The 20,769-nt window shown below is 52.2% G+C and carries 19 protein-coding genes, 1 tRNA gene and 1 pseudogene; 12 read left to right on the top strand and 9 right to left on the bottom strand.

Annotated elements, in window-relative coordinates; translation table 11 throughout:
* Window positions 1-426 precede the first annotated feature (426 nt).
* From dnaG to JOE34_RS08660, 7 genes are all read left to right on the top strand, one after another.
* A complete protein-coding gene (dnaG, locus tag JOE34_RS08685) occupies window positions 427-2,382 on the top strand; it encodes a DNA primase (protein WP_003411786.1) in 1,956 nt (651 codons plus the stop codon).
* Between the two features lie 67 nt (window positions 2,383-2,449).
* Entirely contained in the window at window positions 2,450-4,300 is a 1,851-nt protein-coding gene (gene rpoD, locus JOE34_RS08680; protein ID WP_003316235.1) for an RNA polymerase sigma factor RpoD, read from the top strand.
* 269 nt (window positions 4,301-4,569) lie between these two features.
* Complete coding sequence (locus tag JOE34_RS08675; RefSeq protein ID WP_209995582.1) at window positions 4,570-7,056, top strand: bifunctional diguanylate cyclase/phosphodiesterase; 2,487 nt, start codon at window positions 4,570-4,572, stop codon at window positions 7,054-7,056.
* 15 nt (window positions 7,057-7,071) lie between these two features.
* Window positions 7,072-7,148 (top strand) — tRNA-Ile (locus JOE34_RS08670).
* Between the two features lie 127 nt (window positions 7,149-7,275).
* Entirely contained in the window at window positions 7,276-8,340 is a 1,065-nt protein-coding gene (locus tag JOE34_RS08665; RefSeq protein WP_209995575.1) for a site-specific integrase, read from the top strand.
* Between the two features lie 238 nt (window positions 8,341-8,578).
* Window positions 8,579-8,815, top strand: coding sequence for a hypothetical protein (locus tag JOE34_RS25825; protein WP_010419322.1), 237 nt, complete (start codon window positions 8,579-8,581; stop codon window positions 8,813-8,815).
* Complete coding sequence (locus JOE34_RS08660; RefSeq protein ID WP_010419319.1) at window positions 8,812-9,645, top strand: hypothetical protein; 834 nt, start codon at window positions 8,812-8,814, stop codon at window positions 9,643-9,645. The genes JOE34_RS25825 and JOE34_RS08660 overlap by 4 nt, the downstream gene beginning before the upstream one ends.
* Before the next feature lie 276 nt (window positions 9,646-9,921).
* Here JOE34_RS08660 and JOE34_RS08655 read toward each other — a convergent pair whose 3' ends face one another.
* The 5 genes from JOE34_RS08655 to virB5 all read right to left on the bottom strand — a co-directional run bounded on the left by JOE34_RS08655 (window position 9,922) and on the right by virB5 (window position 12,990).
* Window positions 9,922-10,113 (bottom strand): antitoxin VbhA family protein, encoded by a 192-nt coding sequence (locus JOE34_RS08655; RefSeq protein ID WP_010419316.1) that lies wholly within the window; start codon window positions 10,111-10,113, stop codon window positions 9,922-9,924.
* Between the two features lie 292 nt (window positions 10,114-10,405).
* On the bottom strand, window positions 10,406-11,485 hold the full coding sequence (locus tag JOE34_RS08650) for a type IV secretion system protein (protein WP_010419312.1): 1,080 nt from the start codon (window positions 11,483-11,485) through the stop codon (window positions 10,406-10,408).
* Between the two features lie 2 nt (window positions 11,486-11,487).
* On the bottom strand, window positions 11,488-11,742 hold the full coding sequence (locus tag JOE34_RS08645; RefSeq protein WP_010419308.1) for an EexN family lipoprotein: 255 nt from the start codon (window positions 11,740-11,742) through the stop codon (window positions 11,488-11,490).
* On the bottom strand, window positions 11,739-12,224 hold the full coding sequence (locus tag JOE34_RS08640; RefSeq protein ID WP_209995573.1) for a hypothetical protein: 486 nt from the start codon (window positions 12,222-12,224) through the stop codon (window positions 11,739-11,741). The genes JOE34_RS08645 and JOE34_RS08640 overlap by 4 nt, the downstream gene beginning before the upstream one ends.
* A 1-nt stretch (window position 12,225) precedes the next feature.
* The gene (gene virB5 / locus JOE34_RS08635; RefSeq protein ID WP_010419296.1) at window positions 12,226-12,990 is read right to left on the bottom strand and encodes a P-type DNA transfer protein VirB5; all 765 of its coding nucleotides are present in this window, start codon (window positions 12,988-12,990) and stop codon (window positions 12,226-12,228) included.
* 790 nt (window positions 12,991-13,780) lie between these two features.
* Between virB5 and mobC the strand changes: the two genes are divergently transcribed.
* The 5 genes and pseudogenes from mobC to JOE34_RS25820 form a co-directional block, all read left to right on the top strand.
* Complete coding sequence (gene mobC, locus JOE34_RS26110) at window positions 13,781-14,050, top strand: plasmid mobilization relaxosome protein MobC (RefSeq protein WP_010419294.1); 270 nt, start codon at window positions 13,781-13,783, stop codon at window positions 14,048-14,050.
* A 233-nt stretch (window positions 14,051-14,283) separates the two neighbouring features.
* A complete protein-coding gene (locus JOE34_RS08625; protein ID WP_251007350.1) occupies window positions 14,284-15,168 on the top strand; it encodes a sce7726 family protein in 885 nt (294 codons plus the stop codon).
* A 5-nt stretch (window positions 15,169-15,173) separates the two neighbouring features.
* Window positions 15,174-16,106, top strand: coding sequence for a sce7725 family protein (locus JOE34_RS08620; protein ID WP_010419287.1), 933 nt, complete (start codon window positions 15,174-15,176; stop codon window positions 16,104-16,106).
* A 49-nt stretch (window positions 16,107-16,155) separates the two neighbouring features.
* Window positions 16,156-17,139, top strand: a complete 984-nt coding sequence (locus JOE34_RS08615) for an RES family NAD+ phosphorylase (RefSeq protein ID WP_245227002.1) — start codon at window positions 16,156-16,158, stop codon at window positions 17,137-17,139.
* A gap of 154 nt (window positions 17,140-17,293) precedes the next feature.
* Window positions 17,294-17,539: pseudogene (locus JOE34_RS25820) on the top strand (conjugal transfer protein TrbJ); the annotation flags it as partial.
* A 402-nt stretch (window positions 17,540-17,941) separates the two neighbouring features.
* On the opposite strand, the gene JOE34_RS08605 reads toward JOE34_RS25820, so the two are convergent.
* Genes JOE34_RS08605 through JOE34_RS08590 form a run of 4 tightly spaced genes read right to left on the bottom strand, consistent with a single transcriptional unit; the run spans window position 17,942 to window position 20,643 of the window.
* Entirely contained in the window at window positions 17,942-18,619 is a 678-nt protein-coding gene (locus tag JOE34_RS08605; RefSeq protein WP_010419277.1) for a deoxynucleoside kinase, read from the bottom strand.
* Window positions 18,620-18,624: 5 nt separating this feature from the next.
* Window positions 18,625-19,440: a phosphoribosyltransferase gene (locus tag JOE34_RS08600; protein ID WP_010419274.1), complete on the bottom strand. Its 816-nt coding sequence runs from the start codon at window positions 19,438-19,440 to the stop codon at window positions 18,625-18,627.
* A 4-nt stretch (window positions 19,441-19,444) separates the two neighbouring features.
* Entirely contained in the window at window positions 19,445-19,873 is a 429-nt protein-coding gene (locus tag JOE34_RS08595; protein ID WP_010419272.1) for a hypothetical protein, read from the bottom strand.
* Window positions 19,870-20,643: a hypothetical protein gene (locus tag JOE34_RS08590; protein WP_209995569.1), complete on the bottom strand. Its 774-nt coding sequence runs from the start codon at window positions 20,641-20,643 to the stop codon at window positions 19,870-19,872. Before JOE34_RS08590 ends, JOE34_RS08595 begins: the two co-directional genes overlap by 4 nt.
* Between the last annotated feature and the right edge of the window lie 126 nt (window positions 20,644-20,769).

The raw sequence follows: 20,769 nt of genomic DNA, 5'->3' as shown, positions 1-20,769 counted from the left end.
TCGGCAGTTACAGCTTCGCTGTTTTGCGTTTGCTTTATTGATTGACCCTGTCCAGGCCGCACATGCGACTCGGATATTCAGTCAAGCACGTCCCGGCCTGTTCACAGGCTACATCGGTCATGCCCACTCGGGCAGCACATCGACCGATGACAAGACGAGTATGCCTTGATGACTTCGCAAGAAGCTCAGCCAAGGCAGCGTCTTCCGTGTCCTCAGGCTCTGACCACTCACCGTGGGCAAAAAAGCTTGTGGCCTTTCTGATCCACTCGCGGGATCAGATCTATTCCTTTCAGGCCAACACCGTCCTTCGGATGCAAAGACGTGCCCGTTTATTGCCGACGTCTTCAAAAAGACGGCTGACAGGCTGACGGAACGCTCGTAGAGTCATCCGATACTTTTGCACCACGCTTGAATGATGAGAACGCCATGGCCGGGCTGATTCCCCAGAGCTTTATCGACGACCTTCTGAACCGCACCGATATTGTCGATGTTGTCAGTTCGCGCGTGCAGCTCAAGAAAGCCGGGAAGAATTACACCGCGTGCTGCCCGTTCCACAAAGAGAAAACACCCTCTTTCAGCGTCAGCCCGGACAAGCAGTTCTATTACTGCTTCGGCTGCGGCGCAGGTGGCAACGCGCTCGGCTTCATCATGGACCACGACAACCTGGACTTCCCCCAGGCCGTCGAAGACCTGGCCAAGGCCGCCGGCATGGAAGTGCCTCGCGAACAGAGCGTAAAAGGCCAGAAGCCCCGACAACCGACCGATTCCCCGCTCTACCCGCTGCTGACCGCCGCCGCCGAGTTCTACCGCCAGGCCCTGAAAAGCCACCCGTCACGCAAGGCTGCGGTGGACTACCTCAAGGGCCGCGGGCTGTCCGGCGAAATTGCCAGGGACTTTGGCCTGGGCTTCGCCCCTCCCGGATGGGACAACCTGTACAAGCACCTGAGCAGCGACTCATTGCAGCAAAAGGTGATGATCGATGCCGGCCTGCTGATCGAGAACGCCGAAACCGGCAAACGCTACGACCGCTTCCGCGACCGGGTGATGTTTCCGATCCGTGACTCACGCGGGCGCGTCATCGCCTTTGGCGGCCGCGTACTGGGCGATGATAAACCCAAGTATCTGAACTCCCCGGAAACACCGGTTTTCCACAAGGGCCAGGAGCTGTACGGGCTGTTCGAGGCGCGCAAATTCAATCGCAACCTCGATGAAATCATCGTCGTTGAAGGCTACATGGACGTCATCGCCCTGGCCCAGCAAGGGTTGCGCAATGCCGTGGCCACGCTGGGTACTGCAACCAGCGAAGAGCATTTGAAGCGCCTGTTCAGGGTCGTGCCTAACGTACTGTTCTGCTTCGACGGCGATCAGGCCGGACGCAACGCTGCATGGCGTGCGCTGGAAGCGACCCTGTCGAACCTGCAGGACGGACGCCGGGCGCGCTTTCTGTTTCTTCCCGAAGGCGAAGACCCGGACACGCTGGTGCGCTCCGAAGGCACCGACGCGTTCAAGGCACGCATCAATCAGCACGCGCAGCCGCTGGCCGATTATTTTTTCGAGCAACTGACCAAAGAGTCCGATCCGCGCTCGCTGGAGGGCAAGGCGCACATGGCCACCCTCGCGGCGCCATTGATCGACAAGGTACCCGGCGCGAACCTGCGTATTCTGATGCGTCAGCGCCTGACCGAAATTACCGGACTGACCGGCGAAGCCGTCAGCCAGTTGGTGCAGAGCGCGCCGGCAGAGGCGCCACCGAGTTACGACCCGTATGTCGACTACGACGCCATGCCTGATTTTGCCGATTACCAGCCACAAGGCGGTTATGAGCCTCAGCAGGAATGGACGCAGAAGAAAACCGGCGGTCCGAATCAAAAAAAATGGGACAACAAATCCTGGGGCAAAAAAGGCAAGCGCCAGGACTTCGAACCTCGAACGCCGCGCGTACCCACCGCCGTCGAGCCGCCCATGCAGGCCGCACTGAGAACCCTGCTGCATCACCCCGAATTGGCGGAAAAGGTCGAAAATGCCAGCCATTTCGCTGCAGAAGACCAATCCAACGCACAACTGCTGGTCGCTCTTATCGAGGCTCGGCAAAAGAATCCAAACCTTCGGTCGTTACAGTTGATAGCGCGATGGCACGGTACTGAACAGGGCCGCTTGCTGCGTGCCCTGGCAGAAAAGGAATGGCTGATTGAGGCCGATAACCTTGAACAACAGTTTTTCGACACTATAACTAGCTTATCCGCTCGCCAACGCGAGCGCAGTCTGGAACATCTGATCAGCAAGGCTCGGCAGACCGAGTTGAGCGCAGAAGAGAAAATTCAGCTTAGGGAACTGCTAAATCGCAATGTTCCCGCACAAACCCCGACCTCAACTGGCGCGTGAGGTCATAGCTCGGGTATAATCCTCGGCTTGTTTTTTGCCCGCCAAGACCTTCAGTGGATAGGGTGTTATGTCCGGAAAAGCGCAACAGCAATCTCGTATCAAAGAGTTGATCACCCTGGGTCGTGAGCAGAAGTATCTGACTTACGCAGAGGTCAACGACCACTTGCCCGAGGATATTTCAGATCCCGAGCAGGTGGAAGACATCATCCGCATGATCAACGACATGGGGATCCCGGTACACGAGAGTGCTCCGGATGCGGACGCCTTGATGCTGGCCGACGCCGATACCGACGAGGCAGCCGCAGAAGAAGCGGCTGCAGCGTTGGCAGCGGTCGAGACCGACATCGGGCGTACCACCGATCCTGTTCGTATGTACATGCGGGAAATGGGTACCGTTGAACTTCTGACCCGTGAAGGCGAAATCGAAATCGCCAAACGTATCGAAGAAGGCATCCGTGAAGTGATGGGCGCAATTGCGCACTTCCCAGGCACGGTTGACCACATTCTCTCCGAATACACACGCGTCACCAGTGAAGGCGGTCGCCTTTCCGATGTCCTGAGCGGCTATATCGACCCGGACGACGGCATTGCGCCGCCTGCCGAAGTCCCGCCGCCTGTCGACCCCAAAGCCGCGAAGGCAGAAGGGGCCGATGACGACGAGGAAGAGTCGGCAGACGCCAGCGACGAAGAAGACGAAGTCGAGAGCGGTCCTGATCCGGTCATCGCCCAGCAGCGCTTCGGTGCGGTTTCCGATCAAATGGAAATCACCCGCAAGGCCCTGAAGAAATTTGGTCGCGACGACAAGCACGCCATTGCCGAAATGGTTGCGCTGGCCGAACTGTTCATGCCGATCAAACTGGTTCCAAAACAGTTTGAAGGTCTGGTAGAGCGTGTACGCGGTGCTCTTGAGCGTCTTCGTGCTCAGGAACGCGCCATCATGCAGCTGTGTGTACGTGATGCACGTATGCCGCGCGCCGACTTCTTGCGCCAGTTCCCGGGCAACGAAGTTGACGAAAGCTGGACTGACGCACTGGCCAAGGGCAAGAGCAAATACGCCGAAGCCATCGGTCGCCTGCAGCCTGACATCCAGCGTTGCCAGCAGAAGCTGTCCGCACTGGAAGAAGAGACCGGCCTGAAAATCGCCGAGATCAAGGACATCAACCGTCGCATGTCGATCGGTGAGGCCAAGGCCCGCCGCGCGAAGAAAGAGATGGTTGAAGCGAACTTGCGTCTGGTGATCTCCATCGCCAAGAAGTACACCAACCGTGGCCTGCAATTCCTCGATTTGATCCAGGAAGGCAACATCGGTTTGATGAAGGCTGTGGACAAGTTCGAATACCGTCGTGGCTACAAGTTCTCGACCTATGCCACCTGGTGGATCCGTCAGGCAATCACTCGCTCGATTGCCGACCAGGCACGCACCATTCGTATTCCGGTGCACATGATCGAGACGATCAACAAGCTCAACCGCATTTCCCGGCAGATGTTGCAGGAAATGGGTCGCGAACCGACCCCGGAAGAGCTGGGCGAACGCATGGAAATGCCTGAGGATAAAATCCGCAAGGTATTGAAGATCGCAAAAGAGCCGATCTCCATGGAAACCCCGATCGGTGACGACGAAGATTCGCACCTGGGTGACTTCATCGAAGACTCGACCATGCAGTCGCCAATCGATGTCGCCACTGTTGAAAGCCTGAAGGAAGCGACACGCGAAGTGCTGTCGGGCCTTACTGCCCGTGAAGCCAAGGTTCTGCGCATGCGTTTCGGCATCGACATGAATACCGACCACACGCTTGAAGAGGTTGGTAAGCAGTTTGACGTAACCCGCGAGCGGATTCGTCAGATCGAAGCCAAGGCACTGCGCAAGCTGCGTCACCCGACAAGAAGCGAGCACCTGCGCTCGTTCCTCGACGAGTAATCGCACCAGCGAGTCAACAAAACCCCCGGCATGCCGGGGGTTTTGCGTTTCCGGGGCAAAAGAAAATTCAAAGTTTGCAGGCTCAGTTGTCAATTGACCCAATCAAGAAGAGGTCAGACATCAGTCTAATTGCAGCTCCTGAAGAATTGACCTACAACTATGTATCACACCAGACACCAGCGCTCTTCGAACCAAGCCTTGGATCATTGAAGTTACAAGGTTACGCCACACCATCACCAGCGATAGTCAGACACGGACGTAAGCCGCATATGCGTGGAGTAATCAACAACAGTGACCGGGAAGCGTCGTGCCTGTCCGAGGGAAAATTCGCCTCGATCTTCGCTCAATGTCCGGATGCCATGCTTATCGTCAGCCTTGCTGACGGGCACATCATGGACGCCAACGAGGCGTTCGTAGAGCGAACCGGCCTCCCCCTTGATGAAGTGATTGGCAAGACACCGACAGAACTGAATCTGTGGGCAGTGCCAGGCATCGGCCCAAAAGTCTTGCTGCAATTGCAGACCGACGATATCCATAATCTGGAGATACCCTTTCGGCGCAAAAACGGCGAAACCTTTTCAGGGCTCATGTCCGCCCAACCGTTCGAGCATAGCCCGATACCTGCCGTGCTGGTGATAGTGCGTGACATCACCCAGCTCAAACTGGCCCGCCAACAACTGCAGCTTTCCGAAGAGAAGTTCGCCAAAGCCTTTCATGCCTCGCCTGACGGGATGGCGATTACCCGGCAACAGGACGGCATGCTGCTGGAGGTCAACGAAGGGTTTTGCCGTCAGACCGGGTACAGCGAAAAGTACTGCCTTGACCACTCGACATTTGACCTGGGCATCTGGGTTGACCTGAGCGAGCGCTCAAGGCTCATCGAACGCATGAAAAAGCATGGCTTCGTCAAAGACATGCGGGTCCGCATTCGTCACAACAATGGCGATATTCGACTGTGCGAACTGTCCTCTCAACCCCTCATCATCGCCGGCGAAGACTGTCTGCTGACGATCACACGCGATATCACCGAAAGCAGGCAAATGCAGGAGAAACTGCATCTGGCGGCGACTGTTTTCGAGAGCACTGCCGAAGGTGTGCTCATCACCAATACCGACCAGAGCATCAGCGCCGTCAACCGCGCGTTCACGGAAATCACTGGCTACAGCGAAAGTGAAGCCATCGGCCAGACCCCTCGCCTGCTTGCCTCTGGCCAACATGACAGCGCGTTCTATGCCGCGATGTGGCACCAACTCACAGCCGAGGGCCACTGGCAGGGCGAAATCAGCAACCGCCGCAAGAACGGCGAGCTCTACCCGAGCTGGCTGACCATCAGTGCCGTGCGCAACAAAGACGACCTCCTGACCCACTTCGTCGCCGTCTTCGCCGACATCTCCAGCCTCAAACACGCCCAGGCGCGCCTCGACTATCAGGCCCACCATGACCCGCTCACCGGCCTGCCCAACCGAATACTATTCGAGAGCAGGCTTCAGGCCGCCCTGCTGCACAGCGAAGAATCCGGCAGTCTCGGCGCAGTTCTGTTCCTCGATCTGGATCGCTTCAAGCACATCAATGACAGCCTGGGCCACCCGGTCGGCGACCTGCTGCTCAAAGGCATCGCACACCGCCTCAAGGAGACCCTGCGCGACATCGACACCGTCGCACGCTTGGGCGGCGACGAGTTCATCGTTCTGCTGCCCGGCCTGCTGCAAGCCAGCGACGCGCAGGCCATCGCCAATAAATTACTGGCCTGCTTCAACACGCCCTTCGAGGCTGGCGAACATGAGCTCTACATCAGTCCCAGCATCGGCAGCTGCGTGTTCCCCACCGACGGCACCGACGTAGCCACACTGGTCAAAAATGCCGACGCTGCGATGTACCGCTCCAAGGCAAAAGGCCGCAACCGCGTCGAAAGCTATACCTGCGACCTTAGTGAGCAGGCCAGCGAGCGCATCGCCCTCGAGCAGGAACTGAGACGAGCCCTGGAGCGCAATCAACTGACACTGGCCTACCAGCCCAAAATCAACCTGACGACCCAAACACTGGCAGGCGCAGAAGCCCTGATCCGCTGGAACCACCCGACCTTTGGCGAAGTGCCGCCCGAGCACTTCATTCCCCTGGCTGAAGAAAACGGCATGATCCTGCAGATTGGCGACTGGGTGCTGGAGCAGGCCTGCCGCCAGATGGGCGTATGGCGCAAGACCTGTCAGCCGTTCGGCCCGCTCTCGGTGAACCTGGCAGGCGCGCAACTGCGCCAGACCAACCTGCTGGAACGCATCGAACAGCTGCTCACGGACAACGGCCTGGAACCCGGCTGCCTGCAACTGGAGATCACCGAAAACTTCATCATGAGCCAGACCCAGGAAGCGCTGGCCGTGCTGCACCAATTGAAGACACTCGGCGTGCAGCTGGCGATCGACGACTTCGGCACCGGCTACTCCTCACTGAGCTACCTCAAACGCCTGCCACTGGACATCCTCAAGATCGACCAGTCCTTCGTCCGCGGCCTGCCGGAAGACACCCACGACGCCGCCATCGTCCGCGCCATCATCGCCCTAGGGCGCAGCCTGCAACTGACCGTGATCGCCGAGGGCGTGGAGAACAGCGAGCAGCAGCAATTCCTGACCAGCGAAGGCTGCGAACAGATCCAGGGCTACATCGTCAGCCTGCCCCTCGACGCCGAAGAATTTCGCGCAAGATTTCTTCTTATGAATCTTTCGGACTTTTCGGATAGCACAGCCGCGAAACCGCCGTTATAATCCGCGACCTACTGAGGGCCCATAGCTCAGTTGGTTAGAGCAGAGGACTCATAATCCTTTGGTCCACGGTTCGAGTCCGTGTGGGCCCACCAACTTCAAAGCCGCGCATTGCGCGGCTTTCGCGTTTCTGGGTGGTTCTTCACTAATACAGTCCTATGGTCCAAAGGTACAAAATCGGTACAGTGCTGGTGCGCCAGTACACCTTTGGAGTCCTTTCAGATGGCAACACTTGTCAAAACTCCTTCCGGCACTTGGAAGGCTTTGATCCGCAAAACCGGCTGGCCAACAGTGGCCAAAACCTTCCGCACCAAGCGTGATGCGGAGGACTGGTCTCGGCGCACCGAAGACGAGATGGTGAGGGGTGTCTACATCCAGCGCAGCGGCTCCGAGCGTATGACGCTCGAAAATGCGCTGCAGCGATATCTGCGTGAAGTCAGCCCTACCAAAAAGCCCACCACGCAGAAGGCTGAGGCAACCAAGGCTCAGCAGTTGATCAAGCACCTGGGCAAATACTCGCTGGCAGCTCTGTCATCCGAGGTTATTGCCAACTATCGCGATACACGCCTGGGCTCCCTGACCAACCGCGGCCAACCAACCAGCAATAACACCGTGCGGCTAGAGCTTGCCCTCCTTAGCCACCTATTCACTGTCGCAATTCAGGAATGGGGCCTCGGACTCACATACAACCCTGTGCTCAACATTCGCAAACCGAGCCCAGGTGAAGGCCGAAATCGTCGGCTTACAGCAGACGAGGAACGTCGCTTGCTGAAAGAGGTAAACAAGCACAGCAACCCTATGCTCGGATGGATCGTCAGCATCGCCTTGGAAACAGGTATGCGGTCGTCTGAAATCACAGGACTACGTCGGCATCAGGTCGATGTCAAAAAGCGCGTAGCACACCTTCTGGTAACGAAGAACGACAGCGCCCGGACTGTGCCACTTAGCAAGCTCGCTGCAGCGACATTCCAAGCAGCACTTCAAAACCCTGTGCGCCCCATCGATTGCGATTTGATCTTTTTTGGTGAACCTGGAAAGGACGGAAAGCGGCGCCCTTATGCCTTCACGAAAATCTGGGGATTGCTCAAATCTAAGCTGGGCATGCCAGATTTCCGCTTCCACGACCTCCGCCATGAGGCAGTCATCCGATTGGTTGAAGGTGGGCTTTCAGACCAAGAGGTTTCTAGCATCAGCGGCCACAAGTCAATGCAGATGTTGAAACGATATACGCATCTTCGCGCGGAGGACCTGGTGGTGAGGCTCGATAGCTTGAAAGCTAAAAAATAGGCAAAAAATAATTTCTATTACACATTAGCCAACAATAGATTTCAGGTAAAGCCCTATACACATTAGCTTTTCAACACCTGCCAATTAGCCAAAACTATATATTTTGGCAACCACAGACTAACAAAGTCTTTAATCCAAACTAATACGCCTTGGTCGAAAACCGAGGCGTAGCCATTTGACGACTGCGCATCATTACCCAAAGATACGCCTAACTATTAGCAACTATGGTTGATTGACAATGACGACCGAACAATATTTGCTTGAGCGCTTTGGCCCACTAATGAGCATCGTAGACATTGCCGCGATATTAGGCCGATCTCCAGAAGGAGTTAGAGTGGCCCTCTACTCAAACACCGAAATTTCTAAAAGACTCAAACCTACGATGCTCAAGATCGGCCGGCGAGTTTATTTCCGCACCCTCCAAGTCAAGGAGGTATTGTCGCTCGACGGAGAGCGTGGAATTGCAATCCCATGAGCACGGATCAAACCTTCAAAGTCAAAAGGCCGCCCTACTGCATTGTTCCAGCAAGCGTCCTAACGGAGAGCAGGCTGAGCTGGCGCGCGCGCGTGGTCTTGTCTTGGATGCTGGGTCAGAACGAAGGCTGGGAGCTTAGAGTCGGCCACATACGTGGAAAATTTGGCCTCAGCGAGCAGCAATGGAGCGCCACAAGCAAGGAGCTAAGGGCGTTAGGCTACTTCAAGCAGGAGCGTTTCCAGAATGAATCAGGGAAGATCATCTGGGAGAATTTTGTCACCTATACCCCCAGTGAACCATCCCCCCAAAAACCAGGGGATGGTCGATCATGCCATGGTGAGCCACTGCCCGGGAAACCATCCCTTGGCCCCAAGGGGGATATACCAATAAAAAGAGAAAACAATACAAACCATACCAATATAAAAGAAACTAGAACAAAACCTAACACCAGCGAGATTCCACCGAAGCATACGCTCACATGGCCAACACTGGCCGCCACAGAGCGGAGGCTCATCGAGGCTTTATTGATAGATGTGGATCAACAAGCCGCTCAGATGCTTCTTGATGAGCTAGCAGGTAACCTGGAAGCAGGTAGAGTTAAGGCACCTAACAGATGGTTTAAAGCAGTTCTCAAACGCTACAGGGAAGGTAAGTTCTCACCCACGATTGCACGCGCCATGGCAAACAAGCAGAGTTCGTCATTGCCAGACCAGCCCCCCAAAACGAAGCGGGTAATTAAGACGAGATCGGTTGCGGATGCAAACATCTCCGGCATGCCAAAGCACATAGCCGCAGTTCTGAATAGAAAATATCAGCAGCCACAAGCGTAGGAGCGGAGCGCTGTGAAACCTCGCCTTTATTCGCCGTTCATCTCCGCGCTTCGCTTGGGCAACCCCTTCGGTTGCATTCCGCGTCCTATCCTTGCCGGACGGGCGGCAGGGGCAGGTCCGGCGGCTTCGCCTTGTTCCTCCCCCTGTCGCTAGGCTTGGTCGCTTACAGCTGCATCAAGGGTAAAGGCTTTGCCCATCATCCTCACCCGTTCGGTGCTCGCCCTTCGGGCTCCGCTCCGCTGCGGCCTGCGGTGATGCCCTTGACCCAGCCTCCAGCTATTGAGCAATTTCTACAGAGATAAATTCAGCAAGGGTCAGCTTGCCGTTCACGAAGGCCTGTGCACGTTGCTCTTCATCGTTGCTGATTACAAAACCCTCAAGCGCAAGCGATGCGCGGGCATAATCAACTGCTTTTTGACGACGAAGCATTTCCGCACCCGAAACGTCGATGATGTCTGGACTATTCATGGGCCCTACAAGTACTCAATGATTAAAAACAAGACAATTTCAGCGCTAGATAGGCAAGGGGGGGCAAGGGCGTCACCGGAGGCCGCAGCCCGCGAAGCGGGACCGGGTGAGGATGACGGCGAAGCGAACCCTTGACGCAATGCAATTCCAAATCCTATCTGCGGGGGTTGCTGGGCGCTTTTCCCAACGGCCCCTGCTACCGGCGAGGGCGGGAAGTCCAGAGGGGCAGAGCCCCTTTGGGTAAGCCCGCCAGGGCGCGCAGCGCGATTCACTGCACTGCGGTTTTAATCTGCTAGCTACTGACCTTCCCTCCCCTTGCCTTACCCCAGTTACGTCCAAGGTTTTGCATCACGTGCTGTCGATAAGCCGGGTTCCAAGCAGTATTGCCCGCGACCCAGTGATTGGCCGCCCTCGCGCTGGTCATCATGCCTGACTGAAGATCGCGCCGTGTTGTCATGGGGTTAACAGCGTTATAAACCGCCTTTGCGGGATTCATAGCAGCTTGGGCCATCTGCCTTAGTGTAATCGCGCTGGACGATAAACCACCCGCAAGTTGACTTCCCAAGGCGCTGGCCTGATAGACCATGTAGAGGACTATCCCACTCAGCGCCAAGACCTCCAACATATCGGTAGCGGGGCCATTCCCAGCAGTCGGCTGGATGTCAGCCAACATCGTTGTGAAAAATTTCATACCTAACGTCAGCACGGACGTTATCGCTGCGCTCTGCATGATGTAGTTCATCACTTGTGCAAACCATTGGTCGAACCACTTGCCGGTCATCTGGCCGAAAAGCAGCATTGCTATGAAGATCGGGCCACACCCCAGCAGAAACGACATCAGCACCTTGGCGGCAATGATCATGGCACCAGCAGGCAGCGTGATCAGAAATGTTGCGACGAGCATCGTGCCAGCCATGAGCAAGTCATAGCACATCATGCCTATCTCCGTTATGCCTCGCCTCCCTGCGCGGGCAAGGAGATCAGATGCAATTTTGAAACCATCAGTCATAGCCCTGTCGATTACCTGATAGACAGACGTCGCTGTAGCTCCCTTACCATTGGGTGAAAACGCATCGGCCAACCCAACCTCCAAGCCACGAACCGCTTCTACGACCCATCCAAGGTACGTGTTGGCGTTTAATGCTAGGGCGCCAATGAATGCCCATTTAAGTGCGATTTTGAAGAGATGTGGTAAAGGTTGCTCAATGAAGCCGCCGACGGACAATAGTCCCATCGTCATGAAAAATAGCGCACCACCCAAGGCGAGCAAAACGGAGAAGTCGCCAATGACACTCTGCGCCATGAGCTGGACGTAGTCGTTCAAAACTACGTCGATAGATCCACCTACCCATTCGTAGAAATTGGATTCCATAGTCACCGCTCCTTCAAATCTAAAGTCTCGCGCTTACGGAACGCTCGCTCGGCAAGCCGCAGCTCATTCTCGGCCTGCTTGGCATTGACGCAATTCGGCGTCAACGCAAGCCTTCCCGGATCACGCTCACATTCCAAAATATGAATCGCCCTTTCCGCGTTATAAGCCTTGTACCAATCGACAGAGCGGACAGGTTCATCCGCTCCGCACCCTGTGAGCAGTAAGGGAAACAAAACCAACCAACGAGAGGTAATCATTCCTGATCCTCCCGCTCGACAACGCTCAGGTTCCGGGGCGATGCGCAACGAGCCTTAGCTCGAAACTGTTCTGCGTATTTAAGGGAGTAAGCGAGTTCGGCAGCATCGATAATCTGCAAAGCGGCAAGCGTGCGCAGGGCACTTTCTCTTGTGCCAGCCCAACTACCAGCAATGCGAGCTTCGGCCTGCGAAACCAAAAGAGCCGAGGCAAGCGCGCAGGCAAATGAAATCAAAACTGCAAGCGTTGATGAAATCGGGCCTGTTGCTCGAGGCGGGACTATCTGGAGCCAATCAGCAAGCGCCAAGAGGAATGGCATCACTGCCGTAGCGGCGGCGAGCAGATCACTCTGAATCAGTTCTGGGGCACGCCGCGATACTTCTTTCAGAGCGCCGAACCGGCCGATACACAACCAGAATCTACGCAATGACGTGAGAATGAAGAAGCAAACGATGATCGGGAGGATGTGAGCGTACGAGACCATTTCAATTTCCCCCCAGGTTCAGCATGGTGCGAGTTTTGAATCCTCGCTTATCAAGAATCTGGGCATTCAATTCACGCTGCCTCTGCTCCTGTACCTTGTCCTCTGCCTGAGCCACCATTTGGAACATCTGCAACTTGGTCTGCTCGTTTTGAATCATTGCTTGCTCTGCAGCAATGCGCCCCTGTAGCTCGGCGATGCCTTTGGGGTCTTGGGTTTTATCAATTTGCCCCATGAGCTGATCAAGCTGACGCAGCCTACCTTTGGCTTGATCATAGGCATCCAATGCGAAAGCCTTGTCCTGTGATGGTTTTACGGCTTGCGCCTGGCAGGCAGTACGTTGTTCATCCTGAGCGAAACTTTGGCATGCATCGAACACCTTGTTATCTGCATAGATCGTCTCCGCACGGCCATCTAGGCCTGTATAACCGCCACGTTTCACTGAGTCATACACCGCTTGCCATTCTTGAGGCAGATACTCTCGAAGCTGAGGGTCATCGAACACTCTTCCGAGTCCTCGCGAGCCTGTGATCGCTCCGTACTGCTGCTTCATCTGATCAATCTGAGAAGCCATCTGTTGAACCTGCTGGCCCCAGCGGGTGGAGTTAGAAGCAAACTCAGCGATAGTCATTGGGGATTCGGTTACCTGGCTGGTAACGGTTACGGGAATTTGTGCAAAGCCTTGCTGCGCGCACATCAAGGATGAAAATACGGTAGCAATACGAATTGGTCGGTTGCCCATACGAGCTAGGCACTTAAAAAGATCCATAGTCACCTCTCCATTAGAAATGGTGAGCGCTGGACCGTCTGTCCGGCCTGTCGATCTGTTTAGGAACCGCACCCGGCACGGCGTTGCCGTTCTTGGGGTGACTATGCGCCAGTCTTACCCGGTGTAGGCCCCGTCTTTTAGGGGCCGCGCCCATAATGCAAGCAGCATCAGCGAGGCGGTTTCAGCGTTCGTTTTAGAAACCAAAAAACAGTATTTTGGCGAAACAATTATCTCATTATGGTGCTATGACCTGAAGTACCGACCGTCCAGGAAACTTCGTCATGACGAAGTTTTTCTCTGTCCAAAAGCTAGTGACGCATCAGCTAAAATCAAAACACTATATATTGGCAAACCAACTATATAACTTTGGCTCAACCGTCGAATAATGAGCTCCTAATTCTTCGTCATGACGACGTTTTCATTGTCACGAAATACTAGTGCAGGATAGGCTAACCGCCGGTAAAGCGTCATACATCACGGATGTCACTTTGTTTGCGAGCACAGGCCCCATCCCATGAATACTGAGAAAAGATCGCCGATTCTGAGTGTCCGTCTAGGGCCTGAACTTAAAAGTCGTTAGGAAAAATATTGCGAACAGCTAGGCCGAGCCCCTAGCTCCGCAATCAGAGAGGCTGTCGAGCGACAACTTAAGGCTGTTGATGAACCTCTTGCACCTAAAACCTATCGCCAGATCGAGAACGAGCAAGAAACAAAACAACGCTTTGAAATCCTGCTGACCACTTCCGAGAAAAATTCAATAAAAGAGCGGGCACATATTGAGCGGTGCTCAATGCGTCGCTGGATTATTGATGCCATCCGCGCTGAACTTACGCACGAACCAAAGTTTGGGACGTCTGAAATTTACGCACTAGGTGAGTCCAACTATCAGTTGTTGGCCTTAGGCCGCAACCTTAACCAGATTGCCCGGCGATTGAATGAGGGGAGTTACGAACCCGTCACTGTTCAGCGAATCGAGGCACTAAGCCGGATCATCGACAAACACACTGACCTGGTTAGCTCAGCCATTCGCGCGAGCTTGGAGCGATGGAGCCTCAAGTGACCTAGTCCGACCTAGGTTCATCCGCGCTTTCGCCGACGGCCGAGCCGAACCAGGCACCTTCTCGGACCCAACACCCAGCGGTAGCCGCCGTAAGCCAAGACTCACGCGGCATCACGAGGTCCAATCGGCACAGACTGCCTGTGCAGATCGACTCAGAAATTCCCCGCTGCGTGTGAATGGTCTAGAATTGCTTACCGCTTTGAAATCCTAGGCAAGCGGTCTGCGGAGGCATCGTGTCACCTAATGCATCACAACTCTCAGCGCTTTCACGGCTGTTTTCCCCAGGTGTTTTCCGGGAAATTTCACGGAAAGGGCAGTCGGCGCTGTTTTCTCGGCTATTTTCGCAAACGGGCATAGACTTGGTGTCACACCACACGGTGGCTGATGGCTTCGATGCAGCCTTTGCGATTCTCCGAAGGTCTGGGTGTCGTGACGAGTATGTCTATCGTGCTGCATTAACCCAGAACGTCTTGCTCGGCACCCACTCCTTAAATAGTGCAAGCATGTTGACAGAGTTTCGCGCTGGTGCCTGCAAAGCCGATTTGGCTATTCTAAACGGAACAGCAACTGTCTATGAGATCAAATCTGAACGAGATTCGCTCGCACGTCTAGAAAATCAGATTAAAAATTATCGGAAAGTCTTTGCCAAGATATATGTTATCGCAGGTGAAGCGCATGTAAACAGCGTGTTGGACAATACACCCCCCGATATTGGAGTGATGTGCTTAAATCGCAGAAACCAGATTTCTAAGGTTCGCGCAGCAGTTGACAAGTCGGAGAGTGTATGTTCTGTCACAATCTTCGAATCTCTGCGTTCCGATGAAGCTCGTTCAATTCTGAACGACTTTGGATTGGTGGTTCCTGACTTACCAAATACCATTTTACGCAGTGCTATGCGGGACTTGTACGCACAACTCGCACCAGCAGAAGTTCATAAGGCTATGGTCAGCACCCTGAAACGGACGCGTAGCCTCGCTCCTCTTAGTGGATTTATTCAGCAGTTGCCTCTATCACTGCGCCCAATAGCTCTATCAGTACAGCTAAGGAGCAAAGATCAACAGCAGCGCTTTATCAACGCAGTAAATCTTCCTCTAGCTCAAGCCATGGACTGGAAATAATCTGAATGTACTACCCATATTTTCGTGGAAAACAGTTCGAACTAATTTCTATTCGTGAAAATGCATCTCTTATGGCTGCTTCAAATTTTGCACCCATAGTCGAGCCAGTCCGAGAGGCGCTAAGTGGTTTAGACAGAGCTATAAAAGCTGTTTGCGAAGCGAAGGGGAAAGCAATAGTGATCGTCAATCCCTATCATGGTGATCATCGGGAGAATGGGGCAGGCATAACTGAATTTGTACGAGGATATATTAATAACTCATCGATTGGAGCGGGGATTCTACTCCGTCAAGATATGGGGATAGCTGAGGCGATGCAGCTTTGCGAGCGTCATCACCGACATCAACTAAACTTTATCCATGCTGGATTCACGCACGGGAAGGAGTTAGCGCACGAGCTGGGAGAAACTATCCCTACAGCGCGACACATTTTCAATGAGAGCTTCTGTCCCAAAACATATCGGAAACATTTCAGCGGAAGTGAGCGTATTCTTCTCCGAGATGGCTTCAAGCGCCGTCGAAATAGAGACTATCCACCGGTAGAACTATTTTCAGACCTTAACGTGACCTTCCAAGATGAAGGCATGAACGCTTTCGGAGATTTCTCGATCGTTGGAGATGACTACTCGGAGTCTGGCGGGCCAGCTTATGCAGTCGCAATCCACTTAACATTCATTGATCCCGACCAAGATGATGCAATGTTTATATATCACTTTGTATCCACTAGCCAAGACACTCCTACCGATCCAGCGGGAAAATTTGCTGAAGCGCTTGACAAGCTAATCGACAAGCTCAACTCCGGAACATCTAATTTATACGAGACTAATGCTTTGCAAGAGCTTCGTTCGCTGCATAGCAAAGGGCATTTCCCAGGACTAGGCTATTTAAAGAAAATCTCTCTGAATCACCATATCGAGACCGTAGCCAAATTTTTTAGCTGAGAATAATATGCCAGCCCATTGCTGCCCAGAATGTTTTGGTGACCGCGGATTGAGACACAGTATAATTCCGCTGAATTCTCAAACAGTTGGAAAATGTGATTTTTGTGACTCAGTCGATCAGAATCTAGTAGAGCCTGGAATTCTAGCAGAATGGTTCCACTTATTGATAAGCATATATGAACCAGATACGGATGGTAAGCTATTAGTTGAGTGGCTGAAAGAGGACTGGGAGCTTTTTTCGCACACAAAGATGGATATTGCTCACGCCAAGGAGCTGCTGGGTGAAATACTTGACGATGGAGATATCGTTCGTCGAAACTTTTCTCCGTCCGAGAAGTATATAAGCGAAGTACTAGTTAGATGGGAAACTTTACGCGACGAGTTAATGTACAAAAACCGATATTTTCTTGATGAACCATTAGATACTGATCGGCTTAAAGAATTATTGACTCACCTGCCCGCTGATGACTTACCACAATTATGGTACAGAGCTAGGATTCGTACTGGCGAAACAAATTATGAAATCAAAGATATGGGGCCTCCCCCTAATTGTCTAGCTTCCCATGGCCGAGCGAATCCTCCCGGAATCCCATATTTGTATGTTGGCTCACAGCCGGACACAGCAGCCTCGGAAGTCCGCCCTCATACTGGTGAAGTTGCATGCGTAGCTGAATTCAAAATTACCGCTCCCCTCCGAGCAGTAGACCTTAGAAATCCACGAAAGCTGGTATCGCCATTTTTGCTGGGTGACGCAAGTGCAATCGGGCAACTGCGTGCCGACATTCCGTTTCTTGAGCGTTTGGGGGAGGAACTTACCAGGCCAGTTCTACCTCAAGGTGCAGCGATTGACTATGTACCAAGTCAGTATCTATGTGAGTTCATTAAGAAAAGCGGATACGACGGGGTAATCTACCGAAGTTCAGTAAGCGACGGAATGAACTTAGCCCTTTTTGACCCAAGCAAAGCAGAGGGTGGACATGTCAGCCTGTACAAGATCAATAGAGTATCAGTGGACGTTCAAAGAGAGCAGTGACAATCATCTTTAGAGTCTTCCTGAAGGCGGATATTAACTCTAGCCTTAAGCTCTACCGTCAAGCAGAAGGTCTGAAAGAGCCTAAACAGCGATTCGAAATATTGCTGACCGCATCAGAAAAGATGGCCATCCAGGAACGAGCCAGAATCGAAAGTTGAAGAAACAGCAGTGGATTTTCGCGGTAGCAAGCGCCCTGCCCTTTCACCTTGCATTCGCCGGAATCCCTGTTGTAGATGGATTGAATCTGAGCCAGCCGACTGTCAGCGCGATTCAAAATGTCGCTGCGGTGACAAAGCAGATTGAGCAGTACAAAACTCAATCGCAGCAGTACCAGATCATGCTGCGCATCTCAGCGGCTCCAGCAGACTACATCTGGAGTCAGGCCGATCAGACAATTTCCAAACACCACATTGGAGTGTTTAAAGTCAAACAGCTTCGCATGAGCCAAAATTGTTCATACACTCATGAAAATAGCCACCGACTAGATTTTTTCGACTTTGGCATCGGGTGGCAGCATGGCGTGCGAGCTTCAGAAATAAATCAGAAACACAGCATCGGGGATCAGCTAGGCGCTTTGCATGTGGGGTTCATGGAGCGCGTACCTCAGTACAACAGCCCACCGCCGACCAAGATCCCCGCGTGGAGGCCCGCCGCGAGTAACTTGTACGGGCTATGCAGTTACTTGCCGAAGTCCGCGCTTAGGCGCATCTAGGGCTACTATGGCCTTCGGCTGTTCAAGCACCAAGGGGTCTCTATAGGTTTCGAAAACCCCATACGACGGAGCATCAATCGCATGCGCGCTCTAAATTTGAAGTCCGCGCGAAGCCATTTCGTTCTGAATCAATGCAAAAATCTCATTCTCACTGAGCAACCTTCCGTCTTCAAAGCAGTTTATCGCTACCCAGTCATTTTCTCGAACAGCCATATCCTTAAAAATTTTATAGACCTTTAAAAGATAGCTATCATCTTCTTCGTGCAAATCCTTTTTCTTGTCCGTATAGTTACGAGCATCTTTCCTGAATATAAGATCACTAGATACTTTCGGAGGAACGTCCAAAAATATTGTCAAGTCTGGCCTTGGCAACTTGTACACATCAAACTCCAGCGCCTCAATCCACTCTCTAAGTTCGTTACGATCTTCATCCGAGACTTTGGCTATTTGATGAGCTACGTTAGAATACACATAACGGTCGCAAATAAGAACGCTGTCACGAGTAGATTTGTTGACAATCTCCTCTTTACACTCAAACCTATCGCCTGCATACAACATGGCTGACAACTTCGGAGAAATCTGTTCAATACTACCAAACTCGCCATTCAGATAACTGGCAACCTCCTTGGCAAAAAATGTCTTTCCGTACTGTGGAAATGAGATTTTGGAAGCCTCAACTCCTGACGACAGGAATGCTTTAAGCATTTTATCTGTCTGGGTGTTTTTCCCGCTTCCGTCAATACCCTCAACAACAATAATCTTGCCCAAAATTGTCACCGTTTAATAATAGAATGCAATCTTACGCCATTAGTAGAAAGCAGATTCCCTCCATCTTTCCCTTGCGGCTCAAATACAACCAAGCAGTCGCTAACCACGCAACCTAATTTGCGAAGATCACCAACCAAAGAATTGACCTTACGCCCGCCAGTTGTACTATCGTCAACAACAAGAGCAACCATGCCGCTCTTTATTTCAATCGCACAGTCAAAACGAGAGATTTTATCAAGGCTTTCAGACTGCGAGTGATATTTCACTTCATTACAGTCATGCAATGCAAACGGTTTCCCCAGCAGTTTCGCAAACTCATAGCCTATAATTGGAGAACCTCCTTTGGGAGTGACAACCAAATCAAAGTTCGCATCACTGAAGGCATTGTAATTCATCCTGAAATAAGTACTTAGGCATCTCGCCATAAGCTCAGCATCCCTAGGAGCACAAGAGCCCGACATCAAGTCGGCATACTCGGGAACATTAAACATTTTGGTCTTCCCTACTTGAAATCCTCCTTTTTTCAAATTCCTTGAAATAATCTCTTTTACCGTTGAAACGACATCCTCTTCCCTTTTAAAGAAAGAAGAAATCTTATAGAATAACTTATGCTTTTTTTGTTCTTTAAAATCAACCCCCATATCAATGAGAATGGACTTTATTTCGTCGACGCGATTTTTAAACACTAACCTGGAGATCCATACTGGCAGAAAACCACACCAGTCCAAGATAGTTACAACCGTTGCAACTGCTAAGATCGCAAGAATAATAGCACCGACAACATTATTGGTGAAATTGTTCAGCCATTGCACTAAGTCCATAAAATTACCTATACGCTTTCCAGTTCGACAACACAGCAGCGTAGAATTCTTCAGTCACACCTAAATCAGCAATAACTGAGCTGATCACCTTTTTTCTTAGATCGGGCGGGAAGTACATTGCATCACTTAGCCGCCCCTCAATCGCTTTTACCAGGCCAAATGCCGCCTCTAGGTCGGATGCTGTATTACCAAGCAGCTTGTATGACTTAGAGTCAAAAACCAGTAAATCCCTGCGAACACTTTGCTCCATCACATAATACACGCAGAGGTCTGCCACGGACTCTTTAAACACACTTGAAAAACCGAGCGAATTTAGCAATGCAACCAACAATGAATCAACATTCGAAAACTTTGAAATCGCCTCACTAAGACCCAGACTTTCGATCTCACAAAAATGATCTTTAACATAAAGAATTTCGTTATTGGTGCTCATTCCGCCCTCCAGTGATCAATCATCTCAGTACTGCTCCGAAATGCAATATACCCTTTATTCCTAAAAAATTCCAGAATCTCAATTTGCTGGTCATCTTTCTTAACGTATAGCCCTAGCGAGGGAATCGGCGCAGCCTCAAGTACATCTTGTTGCAAAAACTTGTCATAGAAAAACATTTCCCCGACAACAACAGGGAGCTGATGCTTTTCCACCAGATCAAAAAAGAGCTCCAAATCTGAGATGGTCACACCATTAAGCACGGGCTTAATATATAGGCAAACATTGACTCCAGTTTCTTTTATTTCAGAGATTTCAGAGAATCGACTTGCAGGACTTGCCGTACCTTTTTCATGAGTCTTCCATTGCGAAATAGTCGCACAGGATAAGAAGACAGATAGCTGGCCAGGCCATGTAATTTTTCTTGAGACATCTTTCAACTGCTGCACAGTCACCTTGCGTTTGGTGGCGAGCTGTATCGGATTACCTAACGCAAGTGCAAGGTCGATAAAGTCAACTGTTACAGCTACATTCCCCTTGCTCCAGCATTCGGAATAGCAACCAATTGAAATTAAAGATCCATGCCTGCCAGGTTGAAAATCGGGAAAATTTACGAGGCCATCATATAAAAAAGCCGCACTTACTGGTGGCAAAGGTTTTTGACCAATGCTGATTCCCTGACTCCCCAAATAACAGTATGAACAATTAGAGCCACATCCAAGCGTCGGATTGATAAAAACTCTCCGACCGTTCCCTGATACATTTCCTATCATATCCTACCCATGGCGGCTGTAATCTTGGTTTAGCCGATTTCTCGCATGCTTCCCGCCCCCGCTCGATGACGTCCCCCGACGGTACACTGGCGGTACAGTTGCTGGCTTCGCTAACCTTTCATAAAT

It is taken from the genome of Pseudomonas sp. PvP028 (assembly GCF_017832255.1).
Taxonomy (GTDB): Bacteria; Pseudomonadota; Gammaproteobacteria; order Pseudomonadales; family Pseudomonadaceae; genus Aquipseudomonas; species Aquipseudomonas syringae.
Note: the sequence above shows the minus strand (reverse complement) of the source record. Positions and strands in the feature narration are given on the sequence as shown.